Source organism: Paractinoplanes ovalisporus, from assembly GCF_016834655.1.
Classification (GTDB): Bacteria; Actinomycetota; Actinomycetes; order Mycobacteriales; family Micromonosporaceae; genus Actinoplanes; species Actinoplanes ovalisporus.
Map to the genome: position 1 here is coordinate 191,978 of NZ_JAENHP010000013.1, position 18,432 is coordinate 210,409.

Sequence of the window (18,432 nt, forward strand, 5' to 3'; positions counted from 1 at the left end):
CGCGGCGGGCCGACGTCAACGTCACCCAATGCGTTCAGGGCCGATGGTGAGGAGCGAGGTCATCCTTTCCCGCTGCGATCCACCAGCGCCGCCCGCCGCGCGGTCACACAACGTAAGTCCAGGCCAGGGGGGTACTGGGGCATGCCCCCCACCCGGGAGGGGTCGGCGCGGCGGAGGATAGCGCTTCCGCCCGGATACGTGCCCGATCTAGCCACATAAAACCGATATAGGGAGAACCGGACATGACCGGCATCACTGATAGTGAGCGGATTGGGCCACTGCCGGCCGGGGTTGGCGACGGCGCCGCCGCGTTCTACGCCGCGTTGCACGCCTACGCCGAGCGGGAGCGGATCAAATACACCGGACACGAGGCCGAGATGGTCCGGCAACTCGTGCTCGCCAAGGACCGGCTCGACGCGCTCGACGCCATGCGGGCCGAGGTCGACAAGATCGCCGCGACGACGGACGACCCCGAGGTGCAGCTCGCCGCCGTCCGCGAGCGGCTGACCATCATGCGCGAGCAGCGGCAGCAGGCCGTGACGCTCGGGCGGCAGGTCGGGCAACTGCGGCTGCCGGTCGGCCTGCCCGAGGCCGCTGGCGGCGGCAAAAGTAGCGGCGGCGCGTCGCTGGCGTCGCAGCACGCGAGCGCGGCGGCCCGCGCCCGTTGGAGTGGCCGCGCCGAACTTAGGAGCGTGTGATGGCCTGGCGCGACGACGACGCACCCTCTGCCGGCGGCTCGACCGAGGCCGAGATCCAAGCCATCGAGGCCCGTTTCGTTGAGATGCGGCGCACCGACCCCGGCTTGCCGGCCGCCGCCGCCGAGGTCGTCCGGCTCAACGGGTTCTCGGTGGACCGCGCGTGCGTCGAGGCTCCCGGCCACGCCGAGCGGCACGGGCAGCGGCCATGGTTCCCCTCGCACGCGCACGACGCGGCGATCTGGCGTGCCGACCGCGAGGCGGCCGATCAGCAACGCCCCGCATAGGCAAACGCCCCGGATCCGCTTACGTACCAACGAATCCGGGGCGTTTGCCTATGGTCAGAGGAACTGTTTCGAGACGATGTCACTGATCAGTCCGCCGAGCGCATCGGCGGCGACCGCAGAGACGAACGCCCCGCGCTTGAACGCGGACATCACCCGGCCTTCCGTCTCAGGATCCTCGCCGAGTTCCACGTCTCGCAGTCGTTGCAGGTCGTCGGCAATGACCTCGCGATCGTGCTCGGGAATGTCCTGCCTGAGTGACCGCAGCAGGTGAGAAATCTTGGTCTCGCGGTCAGCCCACGGGTAGGGGTCGCCGCAGCGGTCGCACGCCGACCATTGGTGCGCCTGCCCGGGGGCCGGACTGCTACCGGGCCGCAGGGTGATCGACCGTGACGCGCCGCGCAGGCGGCGGCCGCAGTTCGGGCACCCGCCGAGGACCCGTTCCGAGCAGTACGAGCAGAAGTCGAGATCGTCGCCCGGAAACTCGTCCTCGTCGACGGTTTGTTCATGGCCGTTCCGGCAGACGGTAGCGGCCCGGAAGCCGGTCAAGCCTTTGTCGGTCCGCGCCCAGAAATTGGCCGGTGCGGCCGAGTCATGAGGGGTCGTCATGGCCGAGCAGGGTACGGGCGGGCAGTCCGGGGCGGACGGACGCCGCGCCCGTCGTCGCGTGCCTACTCCGTGCCGGTCTGCCCGCCGACCGGCGGCTCGCCGCCGAGCTTGCTGACGTACCACCGACCCGGCTCGACCTGCCGCATCGCCCCGCCGCTGTCCTCGGCCATCGCCCGCAGCAGGCGGTGCCCGCGTTCCGGCGCGTCGTCCTTGTCGTCGAGGTCGTACGCCTCGGGCTCGCTAGCGGCGATGGCCTGACGTGTGCGCGGCCAGCGAGTCCAGTCGATGCCGTCCTCACTCATGCCTGCCCCCTCGATCGTGTGGCGGCGCCGCGCCCGGTGGATCTCTCGCCGGTCCGAGCGCAGCGGCCTCATCCCCGTATGGAGTAGCCTCGCGATCACGCTGGGGAACCGGTAGGACTGCCGCGTTGCCCTGCACCGCAGCGGCCGACTGGCAACGCTGGCAACACGCGGACTCACGTTCGGGGGTGGCGGTGGAGACGTTCGGGCAAGCCCTGCGGCGTCTGCGCGCCGACCTGTCCGTACGCGAACTCGCCCGCCGCGCGCACCTCGACGCGGGCCATCTCTCCCGGATCGAGAACGGTCGTCGTCAGCCGAGCCCCGAACTCGCCCTCGCCCTCGATCAGGCACTCGGTGCGGGCGGCGGGCTCGTCGCGCTGCTGCCGCCGGTCGCCGAGGCGGCCGAACCGTGGCGGCTCGATTCCGGCCTATGGCGACCGGCCGACTCCGAACGGCTCGCCGCCGCCGTCGTGGCCGAGCGGCCGACCGCCGAGAACGCCGTGAGCCTCGCGCACCAATGGCTGATCGCCGAGCCGCCGCAGTTGACCGCGATCCGTGCCGGCCGCCGGATCGGCGTCGAGCAGGTCGAGCAGGTCGAGGCGCGGGTGCATCAACTGCGCCTGCTCGACGACCACGTCGGCGGCGCCGACACGCACGACATGGTGACAGCCGAACTGACGGCGACGACCGCCCTGCTGCGCGACGGCGCGTACTCCGAGGACGTCGGCCGACGCCTGCTCGTCGCGGTCGGCGAGCTGTGTCAGCTTGCGGGATGGACGCTTTCCGACGCGGGCGCACACGACCGGGCCGAGGCCGCCTACCTGCTCGGCGTCCGGGCGGCGCACGCGGGCGGCGACGTCGCGGGGGCAGCCAACAACCTCTCGTCGCTGGCGTACCAAGTCGCCAACGTCGGCGACGCCCGCGAGGCGGTCACGCTGGCGCGCTCGGCGTACGTCGGCGCTCGCGGCGAGGCGTCGGCGACGACCCGGGCGCTGCTGGCCGAGCGGGTCGCGTGGTCGGCAGCGAGGGCGGGTGAGGCGCGCGACGCCGAGCGAGCCCTCGGCACGGTCGAGGCCGAGTACGACCATCGCCGCCCCGGCGATGACCCGATCTGGACGTACTGGCTCGACGAGGGCGAGATCGAGATCATGGCGGGGCGGGTGTGGACGGAACTCGCGCGCCCGCTGCGCGCCGTGCCGATTCTCGAACAGGCGACCGCCGGGTACGGCGAGGACACCGGGCGCGAGACGTCGCTCTACCTCACGTGGCTCGCCGAATCGCTGTTGCAAGCCAACGAGGTCGAGCGCGCCGCCGACGCCGCGACGCGGGCGCTGCGCCTGTCCCGCAACGCCGGGTCCGCCCGGGCAGACGACCGCGTTGCCGAACTGCGGCGACGGCTCGGTCATCATCGCGGCAACCCGGCGGCCGACGCTTTCGAGGATGAGGCCGCCACCCCGCCCGCCTGACATCCTCGGCAACGCTCGCCGGCAAGAGGCGGAATCCCTTACACCGCAACGGATTCGGGCCGTCGCACCCGTGTGCGCGAGCTTGCCGCACGTTAGTACGGGCGCCGCGTGTATATCAGGGTCTAAGAGCCGATCTCCACGAAGTTCCACCACATGACGATGCGCTCCTCGAACGGCTCGCCGCCGAGCAGGAGCAGGCGCGCGGGCGAGCTCGTCGCCACCCGTACGGAATCGCGGCCTGCTCCCAGGTAGAGCAGCGGGCCGGGTTTCAGCGTGGTGCCGTCGACCGTGGGGGCGCCGTCGAGGGCCAGAAATGCGTACTCAAAAGTGGGTCTCAACGACAAAGTGGACTCGGCGCCGGAGGCCAGGCTGAGCTCGGCGCCGACCAGCGGGGTGTGGCACTGCGCGGGGGACGTGGCGCCGGCGAAGCTGCCCATGAGGACCGTGGCGGTGAGGCCGGCCTCGGTGACGACGGGCAGGTCGGCGTGATGCGCGAAGACCGGTGGCATGTCGCGGGCGGCGTGAGGCAGGGCGACCCAGAGCTGGACGCCGTGCAGGATCGGCGTGTGGTCGGCCGGGGTCTCTTCGGAGTGGGAGATGCCGCGCCCGGCGGTCATGAGGTTGAGCTGGCCGGGGCGGATCAGCTGGAGACTGCCGAGGCTGTCGCGATGCAGCACCTCGCCGGCGAGCAGCCACGTGACCGTCTGCAGACCGGTGTGCGGGTGGGGGCCGACGCGCATGCCCTCGGAGGTCGCGAGATCATGCGGCCCGTACGCGTCGAGGAAGCACCACGCGCCCACCATGCGCCGGCCGCGGTTGGGCAGGGTGCGGGTGACGGCGAAGCCGCGGGGGCCACCGAGCGCGACGGGGGCGCCCTCGAGCAGCTCCACCGGGTCTGCTTCGAAGCTGCTCATGAAAAGAAGCTACCGCCCGGGTCCGACAAAAACAGTGCGGAGAAACGGCGGCGGGGGGCAACCCCGCCGCCGTTCCTTTCCCGGCACAACCGCGCAGGCACGACCTCACACCGGCATGGGGGGCAGGACGATGTGAGCGTTCGCGTTAGGTGTACGCGGTGGCGGCCACTCAGAGACGGGGGCGGCGGCCGCCGGCCGGGGAGTTGAGGGTCTCGAGCGTCCAGGCGTCGAGACGGCGCAGGGCCGTCCGCCAGGTGGCGCGTACGGCGCCGAGGTCGAGGCGCGGCATGATTCCGCTCCTTTCGATCGGTGTCGTTGGCTCCACCCAGGACCACGCTGTCCTGGGCGCTCCTCCACCGTGACATCCCCTAGCACCTTGATCCGTTGGTGGGGAGCGTGTGCTTCGCCACTGCCGGACGATCGGGCCACCGGCCTGCCCTCGCTCGATCGGGTGGCCTTGTTACTCGTCCGTATCGCCGGAACGAGTTTAAGAATTGCTTAAGTTCACGCTGCGACGGACGGTGACGGCCCGTCCCGCCCATCGAACGATCTGTACATCAGCCGACAGCGTTTGAACTGTTCGCTGCCGCCCCGCGTACTCTCCGCCGAGGAAACAAGCCCGGCGGAGCGGCGAGCCGGGGCCGCCCGGCGGTCCTGACTCCGCGGCGAGGCCGCGGGCGGCGCTCCAGGGGGTGGTGGCGCAGCTCGCAAATCCGTGGTTAACCTTCCACATCCACCGCGTGGGAGGGGACGATCCGGGCACGCGTGACGAACGGGGGGCGAGCATGCGGCGATGGAGCGAGGGGGGCTCTCTCTTCTGCCGTAAGCGTGGTTCCCGTCCGCACGGCCCGGGAGCGGCCGCATGAGCTTCGAGGACGACGAATACTGGGACGAGGAGTATTCCGAATACTCCATCATGCCCAGCGCGGCCGTCGTTCAGGAACGGCAGTACGAGCGCCGCGACACCCCCGACCCGGTCATCCCGACCCGGCGTGGCGGCCGCGATTCCGGTGGCCCGGTCGACGAGCTGGCCGCGCGCCGTCAGCGTCGTGCCACCGGCAACTCCGGTGCGCCCCAGCGTGCGCCGCAGGCCGCGTTCGACTCGCAGCGGCCGAGCTGGCTCGACGACCCCGACTTCGTGCCGATCGACACGTCCCAGCCCAACCTGGCCGGTGACGACTTCGACGAGGTCGACTTCAACCGGCCCGAGCTCGGCGCCGACTTCGACGCGCCCGACACCACGTACACACGGCGCGACGACCGGTACGACCTGCACGACGACATCGACGAGCCGTACGACCATCGCGACCTGGTGGCGTACGGGCATGGACCCGACCCCGGCGTGAAGACGGTCAGCCGCAGCGACTCCGGCCAGGCCGAGCACGAGGAACGTCAACCCGGCCGGTGGCGGCAGCGTCCCCGACGCGCCGACGAACGTCCGCGTCGCGCCGAGGAACGTCCCCGCCGTCCCGAAGATCGTCCGCGGCGCGCCCCCGAGGAGCGTCCGCGCCGCGAGGAGGAACGCCCCGAGCAGCCGGCCGCCAGTGGCCGCGCGCGGGTGCCCGAGGCGCCGCCCCGCGACCAGTACCGCCGCCCTGACGACGAGCGCTCCCGTCCGCAGCGCCGTCCCGCGCGCGACGAGGTCTACGACTACGACGAGCGCCGCCGGCCCTACCCCGACGAGAACGTACGGTCGGGTGGGCGCGCCGCGATGCTCTGGGACGAACCGGGCCCCCAGCGTGGCCGGCCGGAAGACCAGGCTTTCGACGGTACGGATGTACGCGATCGCCGCCGTCCCGGATCCCGCCGCGACGAGTACACGGCGTTCGACGACCGGCGCGACGGCTTCGATCCTCGCCGCGAGGGTTATGACGAGCGCCGGGACGGCTATGACCCGCGCCGCGACGGCTACGACCCGCGAGGCCGCCGCGACGGCTACGACGACCGGCGCGATCCCCGTCGCGACGGGTACGAGGAGCGTCGCCCGTGGCCGGGCGAGGCCGACGACCGGCGTGGCTGGGCCCCGCCGCGTGAGGACGCCCCGCGCACGATCGAGGGCGAGGTCATCGAGGGCGAGATCGTCGACGACCGTCGCCGTCCCGCCGCCTCGGCCCCTGTCGAGCCGTGGCAGGGCGACCGGCGCCAGCCGTCCGCACCCGATTCGTGGGAAGGCGACCGCCGCCAGCCGCCCGCCGCGGCCTCGGTGCCTGCGGAGACCTGGGAGAACGACCGCCGCCAGACGCCGGCCGCTTCCGCTCCCGCCGAGACCTGGGAAGGCAACCGCCGCCAAGCGCCCGCCGCCTCCGCCGAGAACTGGCCGGGCGACCGCCGCCAACCCGCCACGCCCGAGACGTGGGAAGGCGACCGCCGCCAAGCGCCCGCCGCCTCCGCCGAGAACTGGCCGGGCGACCGCCGCCAGCCCACCACGCCCGAGACGTGGGAAGGCGACCGCCGCCAGACGCCCGCCGCCTCCGCCGAGAACTGGCCGGGCGACCGCCGCCAGCCCACCACGCCCGAGTCGCGGGAAGGCGACCGCCGCCAGACGTGGGATGGTCAGGGTTGGGACGACCGCGTGCCGGTCGGAGGTCAGGGCTGGGTCGAGGAAGCCCCGGCCACGGTCCCGGCGTCGTCCTCGTCCTCGGACGAGCAGGGTTGGGTCGAGGAAGGCACGCCCGAGCGGGAGACGCGGCCGGCGGCCGAGCTCGAGGAGGCCCCGCAGAACCCGGAGACCGACGGCGGCGACGGTCCACGCGTGATCAGCAAGACCCCGCCTCCCGCGACGCCGCGGGTCATCGGCAAGGAAGAGCCGCCGCCGGCACCGCGGGTCGTCAAGAAGGCCGAGCCTCCGGCAACGCCGCGCGTCGTCGGCACGCACGCCCCGACCCCCGCGGCCCGGGTCGTCAGCCCGCCGCCGACGCCTGCGACCCCGGCCGGCCAGCCGGCCGCGGCTCCGCGCGCCGTCCCTCAGCAGCCGCCGGCAGCTCAGCGGCCCGCAGCGCAACAGCCGGCCACTCCGCCGCAGCCCACACGTGGGCCCGGCCAGGCTCAGCCGCAGGCGCCGGCCGCTCGGGTCGCGGTGCCGCCACAGGCTCCGGCCGCGCGTGCCGCCGTCACGCCGCAGGGGCCACCGGCTGCTCCGCAGGCGCCCTCGGGGCCGGGTCACGCGGCAGCTCGGGGCCCGCTCGACCCGCAGGCGCCCACCACCGCCGGACCGGGGCAGCCCGGGTCGCGCGGCTCGCAGACACCGGCGGGGCCCGGACAGGCCGCAGCGCGCGGTCCCGTAGACCCGCACGCACCGGCACCACGGACGCCCGAGGGCCAGGGAGAGGCCGCAGCCCGCGGCCCGCTCGACCCGAACGCGCCCGCACGCCCGCGGCAGGCCGGAGCACGCGGCCCGCTCGACCCGAACGCACCCGCACATCCGGGACAGGCCGGAGCACCCGACCCGCACTCGCCCACCGGCCCGGGACAAGCCGCAGCACGCGGCCCGCTCGACCAGAACGCGCCTGCTGGTCCGGGTCAGGCCGCGGCACGAGGTCCGGTGGGACCGGGTCAGGTCGCGGGACGTGGGACGGCCGGGCCTTCTCAGCCTGCGCGCGGAGACGCGGTGCCGGGGCAGCCGAGGCGCGGGGACGTTCCGCCGTCGCGCGGGCCGGGCGAACGGTCGCCGTCCGAGACCGACCCGCGGCTCTCGCTGTCCGAGACTGATCCCCGCCTGTCGCTTTCGCAGACCGACCCGAGGTTGTCGCTCTCGGAGACCGATCCGCGGCTGGAGATGCCGCCCGGGCAGCGGTCGCGGCGTAGCCCGCGTACCGCGCACGTCTACCTCTCCGAGGGTGACGATCCGTGGTCGATGGTGCCGGACGAGGCGCCTCCGGCCGCGTTGCCGAGCCACGGTTTCGGCCGTCCGGTGTCGCCGGCCGGTCCCCCGCCGGGCGCGGGTCAGCCGCCCGTTGCCATGCCACCTGGGCGCGGCCCAGTGCCGGCCGCTCCCGGCGGTCAGCAGCCGGGTGTTGCCCCTCGACCGGTCGGCCCCGGCCAGCAGCCGCCCGTCTCCGTGCCGCCGGCCGCGGCACGCGGGCCAGTTCCGGCTGCTCCCGCGCCTCAGCGACCGGGCGTCCCGGACCAGGCCCCCGGCGATCAGCGCGGAACGCAACGGGACCCGAACGTGCAGCAGCCCGCCGCCCGTGGACCCGTTTCGGGCGATGCTCAGCGCGGCATGCCGCAGAGCCCGGGCGCGCAGCCGCCGACGCGCGGACCGGTCCCCGGCGATTTGCAGCGCGGTATGCAACAAAACCCGGGCGCCCAGTCGCCGTCGCGTGGGGCGGTCCCCGGCGACGTGCAGCATGGAATGCCGCAGAACCCGGGCGCGCAGCCGCCGACGTCGCGCGGGCCGGTCCCGGGCGATGCTCAGCGCGGCATGCCGCAGGACCCGGCTGGACAACCCGCGGCGCGGGGCCCGGTGCCGGGCGCTCCCATGCGCCCTGTTTCGGGGGAGGCGGGACGCGGAGTTCCGCAGCAGTCCGCTCCGAACTCGCCGCCGTACGCCGCCCCGGTTTCACCGTCGGCACCGCAGGGCGCTCAGGTCCCGCCGACCGTGATCCCGGGTGCGCACCCTGCGCAGCACGGAGTTCCCGCCTCGCCGGTATCGCCCGGTGCCGCGGGCCGTCCAGGCACACCGGGTACGCAGGGTTCGCCCGCGGCCGCTGTTCCGCCCGGCACGTCGGCCCAGCCCGGTGCCTCGGTTCCACCTGGTGCTGCGGTTCCGCCTTCGATGGCGCACGCCGCGCCTCCGGTCTCGCCCGCGCCGCAGGCTCCGGCCGACGGCTGGCCGTCCTCGGCGTCGCCGGTGCACGGCCAGGCGCCTGGCGGCTCGGTTCCGGTCTCCCCCGGCCAGATGCCGCCTTCGGCACAGCCTCACGGAGAGCCGTCGCGTGACGGCCGCTTCGCGCCGGGCCAGGCCGAACGTGGACCGTGGCCGGGCGACGCGCATGGCGGCCAGGCCGAACGCGGACCGTGGCCCGGCGACGCGCATGATGGTCAGGCCGGACGCGGACCGTGGCCCGGCGACGCGCATGGCGGCCAGGCCGAACCTGGACCTTGGCCCGGCGACGCGCATGGCGGCCAGGCCGAACGCGGACCGTGGCCGAGCGACGAGCGTGGTGGCCAGCGGTCCGTGCCGGTCCAGCGGGGGCCGGTCCAACCTGCCCCGGCCCAGTCAGCGCCGGCGCAGCCCGCTCCGGAACAGCATGCGCCGGACGAACAGTCCCACCACAAGTCCGGTGGGGTCTTCCGCCGCGCCGTGGACAAGCTTTTCGGCCACGGTTCCGACAAACACGATCACGACCAGCACGACGACCACCAGCCGGAGATGCGTGGGCAGCAGCCCTCGACCCCGACGGTGGCCGCCGGGCAGGCTCCGCGTCCGCAGGCATCCGGAGATTTCGCCCCCGGAGGCCACGGGCCCGCACGCCACATCCCTGGTCAGCACGCACCCGGACAACACGCCCCGGGGCAGCACTTCCCCGGCGAGTCGCCACGCCCGGGCGCAGCGACACACGAACAGCCGGCCGCTCGCCAGCAGGCTCCTGACCAGCAGGAGTCCGGCTGGACGGAAGCCGAGGAGCCGCAGCGCCCCCGTACGGCAGCCGAGCAACTGGCCGCCCGCCAGCCGGCGCCCGGACAGCAGGCTCCGCAGACGCCGATCCCCGGGCAGCAGGCTCCGCAGACGCCGATCCCCGGGCAGCAGGCTCCGCAGGCAGCGATCCCCGGACAGCAGAGCCTGCGCAGTCAGGAGCCGAGTGGGCAGGCGCCGGGGCGGGTGGACGCGGTTCGTCCGGAGTCGCCGGCCGGGTTCCGGATTCAGGCGGCTCAAGGGTTGCCCGACTCGCCGTGGGCTCCGCCGCAGCATCGGGGCGCCTCGGCGGAGCGGCCTACCTCGCTCGCCTCGGCTCCGGTCAGCGCGCCTGGTGGAGGCGAGCGGGGACGGAGTATTCCGCGGCAGGTGAGCCCGGCCGGAGATCAGGACCTGACGGCCCTGCCGACGCAGCCGTTGGCGCCGGGCGGCGAGGAACCGCCGGGTGGTCCTCAGGCCACTGCGAAGATCGGCTTCCCGCTCCGGCCGCGATCCGCGCCGCCCGCCGACAGCGCCGGCTCGGAGCAGCCGGGGCTCGGACACACCGCGCAACAGCCACGCCCGTCGGCCGACGACGACCTGCCGCGGTCGCGGGCCGAGGGCGACGCATGGCCGCCGCGAGTGGGCGACAGCTCGCCGACCAGCGGCGACTCGCAACACTGGGCGGACAGCAACACGCCGCAGCCATGGCCGGACGACGACGCACGACAGCCGCGAGTGGGCGACAGCTCGCCGACCAGCGGCGACTCGCAACACTGGATGGACGGCGACACGCCGCAGTCACGCCCGGACGGCGACGCACGACAGCTGCGAGTGGCCGACGGCTCGGTGACGGACGGCGACTCACAGCACTGGGCGGACAGCAACACGCCGCAGTTACGCCCGAACGGCGACGCACGACAGCTGCGAGTGGCCGACGGCTCGGTGACGGGCGACGACTCACAGCACTGGGCGGACAGCGACACGCCGCAGCCATGGCCGGACGGCGACGCGCAGCAGCCGCGAGTGGGTGACAGCGCGCCGGCTGGCGAGGACGCTCAGCAGTGGGCCGACGGCGCTGATGTGCGGCAGCAGGAGCAGCAGCAGATGCCGGGGGCGGTTCCGGCGCCTCGGATGCCGGTGGATTCTCCGGTTGAGGCGGCGGAGGCCACGCGTGGCTCTCGGCACGCTGGGCCGGATGACGGTGATGAGCAGGGTGGCTCGGCGCCGGATGATCCGAACCGGCTGGGGGCGCACGCGGCGCCGTACATGGATCCGGATGGCACTCTGCACAACATCCGGCCGATCGGGCGGCTTGTGGTTTCCGGGGCCGATGCGCCGGAGCGTCCGGCCGACACCGACTTCGGCGGCATGTGGTTCTCGGCCAAGGCGGACGAGCCGACGCCGGGCGGGAACGCCGTTACCGCCCCGCCGGCGGAAGCGGCCACAGTGGGCGCCGCGTCGCAGCCGGAGCACGCCAACCCCTCGCCGCATGAGGCCGGGGACGCGAACTCGGGCGAGCTGGGTGCCACGTCGCAGAACGCGAACGGGGCTACGGGCACGTCGCAGCAACGAGCGACCGCGACGCGGCCGGGCAGTTCCGGAGCCGTGCCGGAAGGGTTTGCGCACGAAGCGGGCGGCGCGACAGACCAGGCCGCGGACGTGGCCGGGTCGACCGTGGCCGAGCGGGGCGAAGCACCGACGGACGGCGTCGTCATCGACCTCGACGTCACGGGGCTCTTCCAGGGCCGGACAGTCACGGGCGAACAACCCAGCCGTACGGCCACGGGCGAACAACCCAGCCATACGGCCACGGGCGAACACCCGGGGCGGGGTGTCACAGGCGAGCAGCCGAGCCAGGCGGTCGCAGGCGAGCAGACGGATGAGACGCTCGACCCCACCGCCGTACGGGCGAAGATCGATGAGCACATGGCGGCCCACCAGCCGGAAGGCAATCGGGCTCAGGTGGAGCGGGAGGTTGAGCGGCCGGCCCTGTCCGCGGCTGACCTCGAAGCCATCCGGTGGCGGCTTGACGGTGGGACGCTGCGCGAGGTTGTCGACGACCGCGAAGCGCTGCGTGAGCTGGGCGAACGGCTGGACGGGCCGCTCGCCGACGAAGTGGACAACGTGGCCAAGGCGGGGCTGCTGAGCGTACGGGCCGAGGTGTACCGGCTGCTCGGTGAGCTGGGTATGGCCGCCGCGGCTGCGCGGCTTGCTCTGGCCCATGCCGAGTCGGCCCGGGACATGCAGTCCGAGGTGATCGCGCAGGCCGAGCTGGCGCACATTCTGCGGCTGCGCGGCGACTTCAAGGAGGCCGACCGGCTCTTCGCGAAGGCGACCGGTTCCGAAGTTCCGGAGACGCTGCGCAGCGTGGTCCACGAGAACGCCGGCCGTTGCTGCTTCGACCAGGGGCGGCACATGGAGTCGCTGGATCACTTCGCCCGGGCCGTACGGCTGGGGACGCCGGAGGACACCGATCTGGCCGCGCGTGTCGGAGTGTGTCTCGAGGCCGTCTACATCCATGTGCTGCGGGACGGCTGGGGTCCCTACCCGCGTACGCGGGAGGAGATCCTCGGGATGGCCAAGTCAGGACTCGACGAGAACACCGCCGAGCAGCCGGTCATCCAGCCGCGCTGACCTCCTGCCGAGGCGCGGGCGGTCGGCCGAGCAGCCGGTTGTCGAGTCACGCCGGGGCGCGGGCGGTCGGCCGGCCAGCCGGTCATACAGTCACGCCGGGGTGCCGGCAGGTCGGCCGAGCAGCCGGTCAACCGGGCGCGCTGACCTTCTGCCTGGGTGCGGGTGGGTGGGCCATCGCCGTACGGCCCCGGCCGCCCTCCTTCGCCTCGTAGAGGGCGGCGTCCGAAGCCGCGCGCAGTTCCTCCGCGGTCAGGGCGTGATCCGGCACCAGCGCGATGCCGATGCTGAGCCCGGGTGAGCCGCACGGCAGACCGTCGACCGCGACCAACGCCGTACGGACCTCGTCGGCCGCCCGCCGCGCGCTCAGCCGGTCGGTGCGCAGCAGCACGGCGAACTCGTCGCCGCCGAGGCGCGCCACCATGTCGCGGTCGCGCCGGGCCACCGTACGCAGGCAGGCCGCCACCACCTGGAGGGCCTGGTCACCGACCCCGTGCCCCCATGTGTCGTTGATGGTCTTGAAGTGGTCGATGTCGACCGTCATGAGTGCCAGCGGCTCGCCGCTCTCCCGCGCCCAGGTGACCGACCGGTCCAGCTCGTCGTCGAAGGAGCGCCGGTTGGCCAAGCCGGTCAGCGGGTCGGCCAGCGCCTGCGACTCGAGCACCGCGCGGAGCCGGTCGTTACGGTTCCGCAGCGAGGCCACCACGATCGCGGTGAGGCTGAGCGCGACCGTCACCGAGATCCAGTCGGCGAGGCCCGGGGCGAGGCCGAGCACGGGGAACGCCACCGACGCGTGCCCGGCCGACACCATCGCCAGGATCATGGCGGTGACCCGGTGGCTGAGGAAGTTGGCCGTGTAGAGCACCGGCCACAGGTAGAACAGCTGGGATCCGGCGGCCACGTCGCGGGAGGCGATGTTCAGCCCGGCGATGGTGGCGACGGCCACGAACGGCAGGATCAGCCAGAACAGCCGGGGCAGGGTGCGCGGCCGCCACATCGAGAGCGCGCCGCCGGCGCCCATGAACAGGACGGTCAGCGAGATGGCGAGGACCCAGGCCACCGGGTGCTCGTCGGGCAGCACGATGCCCGTGAGGAACACGACCGGCGCCGCGGCCAGCATCAGATACGCGACGCTGCGGGTTGCCCCCTGTTCGTCGCGGAGCTGATAGCGCACTCCCCCACGATCGGCGAGGAGCACGCGGAGCTGAGCGGGGCGGCGAGACGCCGACCGGCAACGACCGCGCAGAGCCGAGCGCTTCTAGGCGACGTCGACGGTCTCGTGGAGGCGCTGGCGGCGGTTGAAGGCTGCGGCCACCCGGGCCACCACCGTACGGGGTAGGAGGCGTGCGGGCCAGGTCATCACGCGGTTGACGCCGCGGCCCGGGTAGGAGACGGGACGCCGGCGAGCGTAGTCGTCGAGGGTCTGGGCGGCGACGGTCTCGGGGGTGTCGGCGCCGGGGTCGATGGTGGCCGTGGTGCCGTCGAAGAAGCCGGTGGCGATGGCGCCCGGGTGTGCGGCCATGACGTGGACGCCGGTTCCGCGCAGTTCCTCGGCCAGCGCCTCGCTGAAGGAGAGCACGAACGCCTTGGTCGCGGCGTAGCTGGCCTGGTACGGCAGGGGCAGGAAGGCCGCGGTGGACGAGACGTTGATGATGCCGCCGGCGCCGCGGGCCACCATCTCGGCTCCTAGCGCGTGGGTGAGCGTGAGCAGGCCGCTGATGTTGAGGTCGACCGAGCGCAGCTGCGGTTCGAGCGGGCGCTGGAGGAACGGGCCCGCACTGCCCATGCCGGCGTTGTTGATCAGCAGGTCGACGACCAGGCCGCGGTCGGACAGCTCGCGCAGGATCCGCTCGGGGCCGCCGCGGGCGGTCAGGTCGCCGGTGATGACGACGGCGTTCTGCATGGTCGCGGCCAGCTCTTCTAGATCGCTTCCCGAGCGGGCCAGAAGGATCACCCGAGCTCCGCGGCGGGCGAGTTCCAGCGCGTACGCCCGTCCGAGTCCCTTGGATGCGCCGGTGACGAGAGCGGTGATGTCCCGCATGGAGTCCTCCATTAGTTCGAGTCTCGAAGCATTGACGCTAGCACGATACTTCGAGTCTCGAAACATCAGTAGGATGGCAGGCATGACCGCACCCGAGCTCACCGCGGCCGTCACCGCGACGTACGACATCTGGATGCGGACCGTCGACCTGACCGGGCCGGCTCTGGCCGCCCACAACCTGACCCAGGCCACGTTCCAGGCGCTGTGGGTGATCGACCCGGACGAGCCGCCGCCCTCGATGAAGGTGATGGCCGAGCGCCTGCACTGCAACGCCCCGAACCTGACCTTCATGGCCAATCAGCTGGTCGACCGGGGGCTGGTCGAGCGGTCGGTCGACCCGGCCGACCGCCGCTCCCGGGTGCTGGTGCTGACCCCGAAGGGCCGTCAGGTGCGGGCCGAGGTGGTCGAGGCGGCCCTGGCCGGCACCCCGCTGGCGGCGCTCTCGCCGAGCGAGTTGCGGCAGCTCGTCGCGCTGCTCAACCGCGCGCTCAGCCCGGCCTGACTACGGCCCGCTCGCGGCGTCGCAAAGGAAGCGACGGGACAAGGGGAACGGCCGGGCAAAGGAAGCGACGGGACAAGGGGAACGGCCGGACAAGGGAGGCGACGGGACAAGGGAAGCGGCCGGACAAGGGAGGCGACGGGACAAAGGAAGCGGCCGGACAAGAGAAGCGGCGAAACAGGGAATCAGCGCCGGCTCATTCAGTACGCAGTGCGACCACCGGATCGAGGCGACCGGCACGCTGCGCCGGCACCACCCCGAAGACGATGCCCACGAACGCGGACACGCCGAACGCCAGCGCGAGCGACCACCACGTGATCGCGGCCGGAACGGGCGAGAACCGGTCGACCAGCAGCGCCGCCGTGACGCCGAGAGCCATGCCGAGCACCCCGCCGATGGTCGTGAGCAGCACGGCCTCGAGCAGGAACTGCACGCCGATGTCGCGCGGCCGGGCGCCGACGGCCTTGCGCAGGCCGATCTCCTTCGTCCGCTCACGCACCGACACGAGCATGATGTTCGAGACGCCGACACCGCCGACGAGCAGGCTGATCCCGGCGATCGCGGCCAGCACCCCGGTCAGCACGCCCAGGATGTCGCCCAGCACGCCGAGGATCTGCTCCTGGGTGACGGCGCTGAAGTCGGTGTCCGGATGCCGGTCGCTCAGCACCGAGACCACCGCGGTGGACAACTGATTGATGCGCTCGCGGTCGGGGGCGCGGATCGCCAGGCCGTCGATCCGGTCGGTGCCGAGCAGGCGCTGGGCCGCGGTCACCGGCACGTGCACCTCGCTGTCCCGGTCGACGCCCAGGCTCTGCCCGAGCCGTTCGAAGGTGCCGATGACCCGGAACCGGACGCCGCCGATCGTGATCTGCCGGCCGATCGGATCCCGGTCGCCGAACAGGGCCGTGGCCGTGCCGGCGCCGAGCACCGCCACGCGGCGGCCGGTCGTCACGTCCGTACGGGAAAGGTAGGTTCCGCGGTCGAGCCGGCGGACGAAGACGTCGGGCGTGTTCTCGAGAACGCCCTGCATGCTGGCGAACGTCGAGCGCGAGCCGGCACGCACCGTCTCCCCCGACGCGATGGTGGCGGCCACCCGGTCGCGGTCGCCGACCACCCGCGCGACCGCCTCGACGTCGTCCAGGTCCATGGTCGACGCGGCCGGCGCCGACCCCGCCTCGAGCCGGCCCGGCACGACCAGCAGCAGGTTGGAACCCAGCCCCTCGACCTGCTGCTCGATCTGGCCCTTGGTGCCGGTGCCGATGCCGACCAGCGCCACCACCGCGGCCACGCCGATGATGATGCCGAGCATGGTCAGCATGCTGCGCAGCCGGTTGGCGCGCAGGGCGTCGAGCGCGACGCGCCAGGCTTCCGCGAGTCTCACCGGACGATCACGCCGTCCTTCATGACGATCTGCCGCCGCGCCCGGCCCGCCACCTCACGGTCGTGGGTCACCAGCACCACCGCCACGCCCTCGGCGTTCAGCGACTCGAGCAGGCCCAGCACGGACTGGCCGGTCGTCGAGTCGAGGTTGCCGGTGGGCTCGTCGGCCAGCAGCACCGACGGGTCGGTGACCAGGGCACGGGCGATCGCCACGCGCTGCTGCTCGCCGCCCGACATCTGGTTGGGGCGGTGGTCGAGGCGGTGCGACAGGCCGACCCGATCGAGCATCGCGGTGGCCCGTTCCCGGCGTTCGCGGCGGCCGATGCCGCGATAGACCAGCGGCAGGGCCACGTTGTCGCGGGCGGTGGTGCGCGCGAGCAGGTGGAACGACTGGAAGACGAAGCCGATGGTCTCGTTGCGCAGCTTGGCCATCTCGGCCGGGTTCAGCGTCGACACGTCCCGCCCGCCGATCAGCAGCGTGCCCGCCGAGGGCCGGTCGAGGCCGCCCAGCAGGTGCATCAGCGTCGACTTGCCCGAGCCCGAGGTGCCGACGATCGCCACGTAGTCGCTCGGCTCGATGCTGAGCGAGACCCCACGCAGGGCGGGCACCGAGACGCCGTCGAGGTCGTAGGTGCGGCTGATGTCGGTCGCGACGATGGCGGGAGCGGTCATGAGGGCCGGTCGCCGGGCCGGATCTCGTCGGCGCCCGACACCGCGATCCGGGCGCCCGCGTCGATCCCGCCGGTGACCTGCACGACGTCTTCGCCCTGCACACCGAGCGTCACCGGCACCCGCTCGTAACGGTCGCCGCGCACGGCCCACACCGTGTCCTTGCCGTCGACATTGATGATCGCCGAGGCGGGCACGGTGACCGCGTCGTCGGCCTCCCGCACCTGCAGCCGCACGACGGCGCTCATGCCGGGCCGCGGGGTGGGCGCGGTCCCGCCCGCCGCGTCCTTGCCACCGGCGAGATCAAGACGCACCTTGTACGACACCCCGCCGCGGCTCGACGTCGTCGGCAGAAGATCGATTGCCCGTACGGTGGCCTGGTAGCTCGACCCCGTGGCCGCGTCGAGCTCGACGGTCGCTTTCACCCCGGCCCGGACGAGCAGCACATCCGTCTCGTCGACCTCGGCGGTCAGTCCCAGCCGGCTGACGTCGACCACGGTGAGGATCGGGGTGCCGGCCGCCACGTACGCACCGCGCGGAACCGCCTCGTCGACTCCCGGCAGGTTGGCCGTCTGCGGGGCCGATCCGCCCGCCAGCAGGTCGGACAGGGCCGGGGAGCCGCCGCTCGACGTCCCGCCCATCTGCACCACGCCCGCCACCGGGGCGCGCAGGGTGAGGGCTTCGACGGCGGCGTCGGCCAGCTCGTACGCCTGCTGGGCCTGGAGCCGCTGCGCGGCCGAGAGCGAGCTGACCGCCTCCCCGAGCGACGCCACGCCGCGCTGCACCGAGCGCAGGGCGGCCCCGGCGGCGGCCGAGGCGGCGTCGTACTGCTGCTTGGCCGCGTCGACCTGTTTGAGCAGCACGTCGCGCAGTGCCGGGTCGGTGATCTTCTGGGCGGCCGCGCGGGCCTCGTCGAAGGCCTTGGCCGCCTGCTTGTCGGTCTTACGCCGTACGGAGGTGAACCCGGACGTGCCTCCGATCGAGCCGCCGCCGCCCCGGGAGGCCTGCTCGAGCGCCCGCTCGGCCGACCGGCGCCGGGCCTCGAGGTCGGGCGCGTCGATCACGGCGACGACCTGGCCCTTGCTGACCCGCTGCCCCGACTCGACGCGCAGGTCGTCGAGGGTGCCGGCGGAGGGGGCGCTGACCGTGGCGGCGGCCCGGGCGGTCACCGAACCGGGCGCCTCGACGATCTCGGCCACCGTGCCGCGGGACGCCTCGCCGAGACGTACGTCGGTCTGTTCGTCGTTGCAGGAGGCCGCGGTCGACGAGACGAGAAAGATCCCCGCCACGGCGAGCACGACGGGGCGCGGGAGTCTGCGGGGCACGCA

General features: G+C 73.4%; 12 protein-coding genes and 1 pseudogene. 5 read left to right on the top strand and 8 right to left on the bottom strand.

From position 1 onward, the window contains the following. Nucleotides 1–242 precede the first annotated feature (242 nt). Both JIG36_RS32135 and JIG36_RS32140 read left to right on the top strand, forming a co-directional pair. Nucleotides 243–698, top strand: a complete 456-nt coding sequence (locus JIG36_RS32135) for a hypothetical protein (protein WP_203380154.1) — start codon at nt 243–245, stop codon at nt 696–698. Continuing rightward, nucleotides 698–982, top strand: coding sequence for a hypothetical protein (locus tag JIG36_RS32140; RefSeq protein WP_203380155.1), 285 nt, complete (start codon nt 698–700; stop codon nt 980–982). Before JIG36_RS32135 ends, JIG36_RS32140 begins: the two co-directional genes overlap by 1 nt. Before the next feature lie 54 nt (nt 983–1,036). Here JIG36_RS32140 and JIG36_RS32145 read toward each other — a convergent pair whose 3' ends face one another. Next, a complete protein-coding gene (locus JIG36_RS32145; RefSeq protein ID WP_203380156.1) occupies nt 1,037–1,588 on the bottom strand; it encodes a DUF2321 domain-containing protein in 552 nt (183 codons plus the stop codon). Between the two features lie 62 nt (nt 1,589–1,650). After that, nucleotides 1,651–1,890, bottom strand: a complete 240-nt coding sequence (locus JIG36_RS32150; protein WP_203380157.1) for a hypothetical protein — start codon at nt 1,888–1,890, stop codon at nt 1,651–1,653. Between the two features lie 185 nt (nt 1,891–2,075). On the opposite strand from JIG36_RS32150, the gene JIG36_RS32155 reads away from it, so the two are divergent. Next, nucleotides 2,076–3,353, top strand: coding sequence for an NsdA family TPR-like regulatory protein (locus JIG36_RS32155; protein WP_307872997.1), 1,278 nt, complete (start codon nt 2,076–2,078; stop codon nt 3,351–3,353). Between the two features lie 122 nt (nt 3,354–3,475). On the opposite strand, the gene JIG36_RS32160 is transcribed toward JIG36_RS32155, so the two are convergent. After that, nucleotides 3,476–4,267 carry a pirin family protein gene (locus JIG36_RS32160; protein WP_203380159.1) on the bottom strand — a complete coding sequence of 264 codons (792 nt, stop codon included), beginning with the start codon at nt 4,265–4,267 and terminating at the stop codon, nt 3,476–3,478. Between the two features lie 862 nt (nt 4,268–5,129). Here JIG36_RS32160 and JIG36_RS32165 point away from each other — a divergent pair. Continuing rightward, complete coding sequence (locus tag JIG36_RS32165) at nt 5,130–12,518, top strand: hypothetical protein (protein ID WP_203380160.1); 7,389 nt, start codon at nt 5,130–5,132, stop codon at nt 12,516–12,518. Nucleotides 12,519–12,645: 127 nt separating this feature from the next. On the opposite strand, the gene JIG36_RS32170 is transcribed toward JIG36_RS32165, so the two are convergent. Beyond that, nucleotides 12,646–13,689, bottom strand: coding sequence for a GGDEF domain-containing protein (locus JIG36_RS32170; protein ID WP_203380161.1), 1,044 nt, complete (start codon nt 13,687–13,689; stop codon nt 12,646–12,648). Between the two features lie 84 nt (nt 13,690–13,773). Further along, the gene (locus JIG36_RS32175; protein ID WP_203380162.1) at nt 13,774–14,556 is read right to left on the bottom strand and encodes an SDR family NAD(P)-dependent oxidoreductase; all 783 of its coding nucleotides are present in this window, start codon (nt 14,554–14,556) and stop codon (nt 13,774–13,776) included. Between the two features lie 82 nt (nt 14,557–14,638). On the opposite strand from JIG36_RS32175, the gene JIG36_RS32180 reads away from it, so the two are divergent. Continuing rightward, entirely contained in the window at nt 14,639–15,058 is a 420-nt protein-coding gene (locus JIG36_RS32180) for a MarR family winged helix-turn-helix transcriptional regulator (protein WP_203380163.1), read from the top strand. 193 nt (nt 15,059–15,251) lie between these two features. Here JIG36_RS32180 and JIG36_RS32185 read toward each other — a convergent pair whose 3' ends face one another. The 3 genes and pseudogenes from JIG36_RS32185 to JIG36_RS54305 all read right to left on the bottom strand — a co-directional run bounded on the left by JIG36_RS32185 (nt 15,252) and on the right by JIG36_RS54305 (nt 18,429). After that, nucleotides 15,252–16,436 (bottom strand): ABC transporter permease, encoded by a 1,185-nt coding sequence (locus tag JIG36_RS32185; protein WP_203380164.1) that lies wholly within the window; start codon nt 16,434–16,436, stop codon nt 15,252–15,254. 2 nt (nt 16,437–16,438) lie between these two features. Then, a pseudogene (locus JIG36_RS32190) lies at nt 16,439–17,107 on the bottom strand (ABC transporter ATP-binding protein); the annotation flags it as partial. Further along, the gene (locus JIG36_RS54305) at nt 17,104–18,429 is read right to left on the bottom strand and encodes an efflux RND transporter periplasmic adaptor subunit (protein WP_203380166.1); all 1,326 of its coding nucleotides are present in this window, start codon (nt 18,427–18,429) and stop codon (nt 17,104–17,106) included. The gene JIG36_RS54305 and the pseudogene JIG36_RS32190, both read right to left, overlap by 4 nt. Between the last annotated feature and the right edge of the window lie 3 nt (nt 18,430–18,432).

Coding starts and splice junctions, on each gene's coding strand:
- JIG36_RS32135 (WP_203380154.1), top strand. CDS start 243: ATGACCGGCATCACTGATAGTGAGCGGATTGGGCCACTGCCGGCCGGG.
- JIG36_RS32140 (WP_203380155.1), top strand. CDS start 698: ATGGCCTGGCGCGACGACGACGCACCCTCTGCCGGCGGCTCGACCGAG.
- JIG36_RS32145 (WP_203380156.1), bottom strand. CDS start 1,588: ATGACGACCCCTCATGACTCGGCCGCACCGGCCAATTTCTGGGCGCGG.
- JIG36_RS32150 (WP_203380157.1), bottom strand. CDS start 1,890: ATGAGTGAGGACGGCATCGACTGGACTCGCTGGCCGCGCACACGTCAG.
- JIG36_RS32160 (WP_203380159.1), bottom strand. CDS start 4,267: ATGAGCAGCTTCGAAGCAGACCCGGTGGAGCTGCTCGAGGGCGCCCCC.
- JIG36_RS32165 (WP_203380160.1), top strand. CDS start 5,130: ATGAGCTTCGAGGACGACGAATACTGGGACGAGGAGTATTCCGAATAC.
- JIG36_RS32175 (WP_203380162.1), bottom strand. CDS start 14,556: ATGCGGGACATCACCGCTCTCGTCACCGGCGCATCCAAGGGACTCGGA.
- JIG36_RS32180 (WP_203380163.1), top strand. CDS start 14,639: ATGACCGCACCCGAGCTCACCGCGGCCGTCACCGCGACGTACGACATC.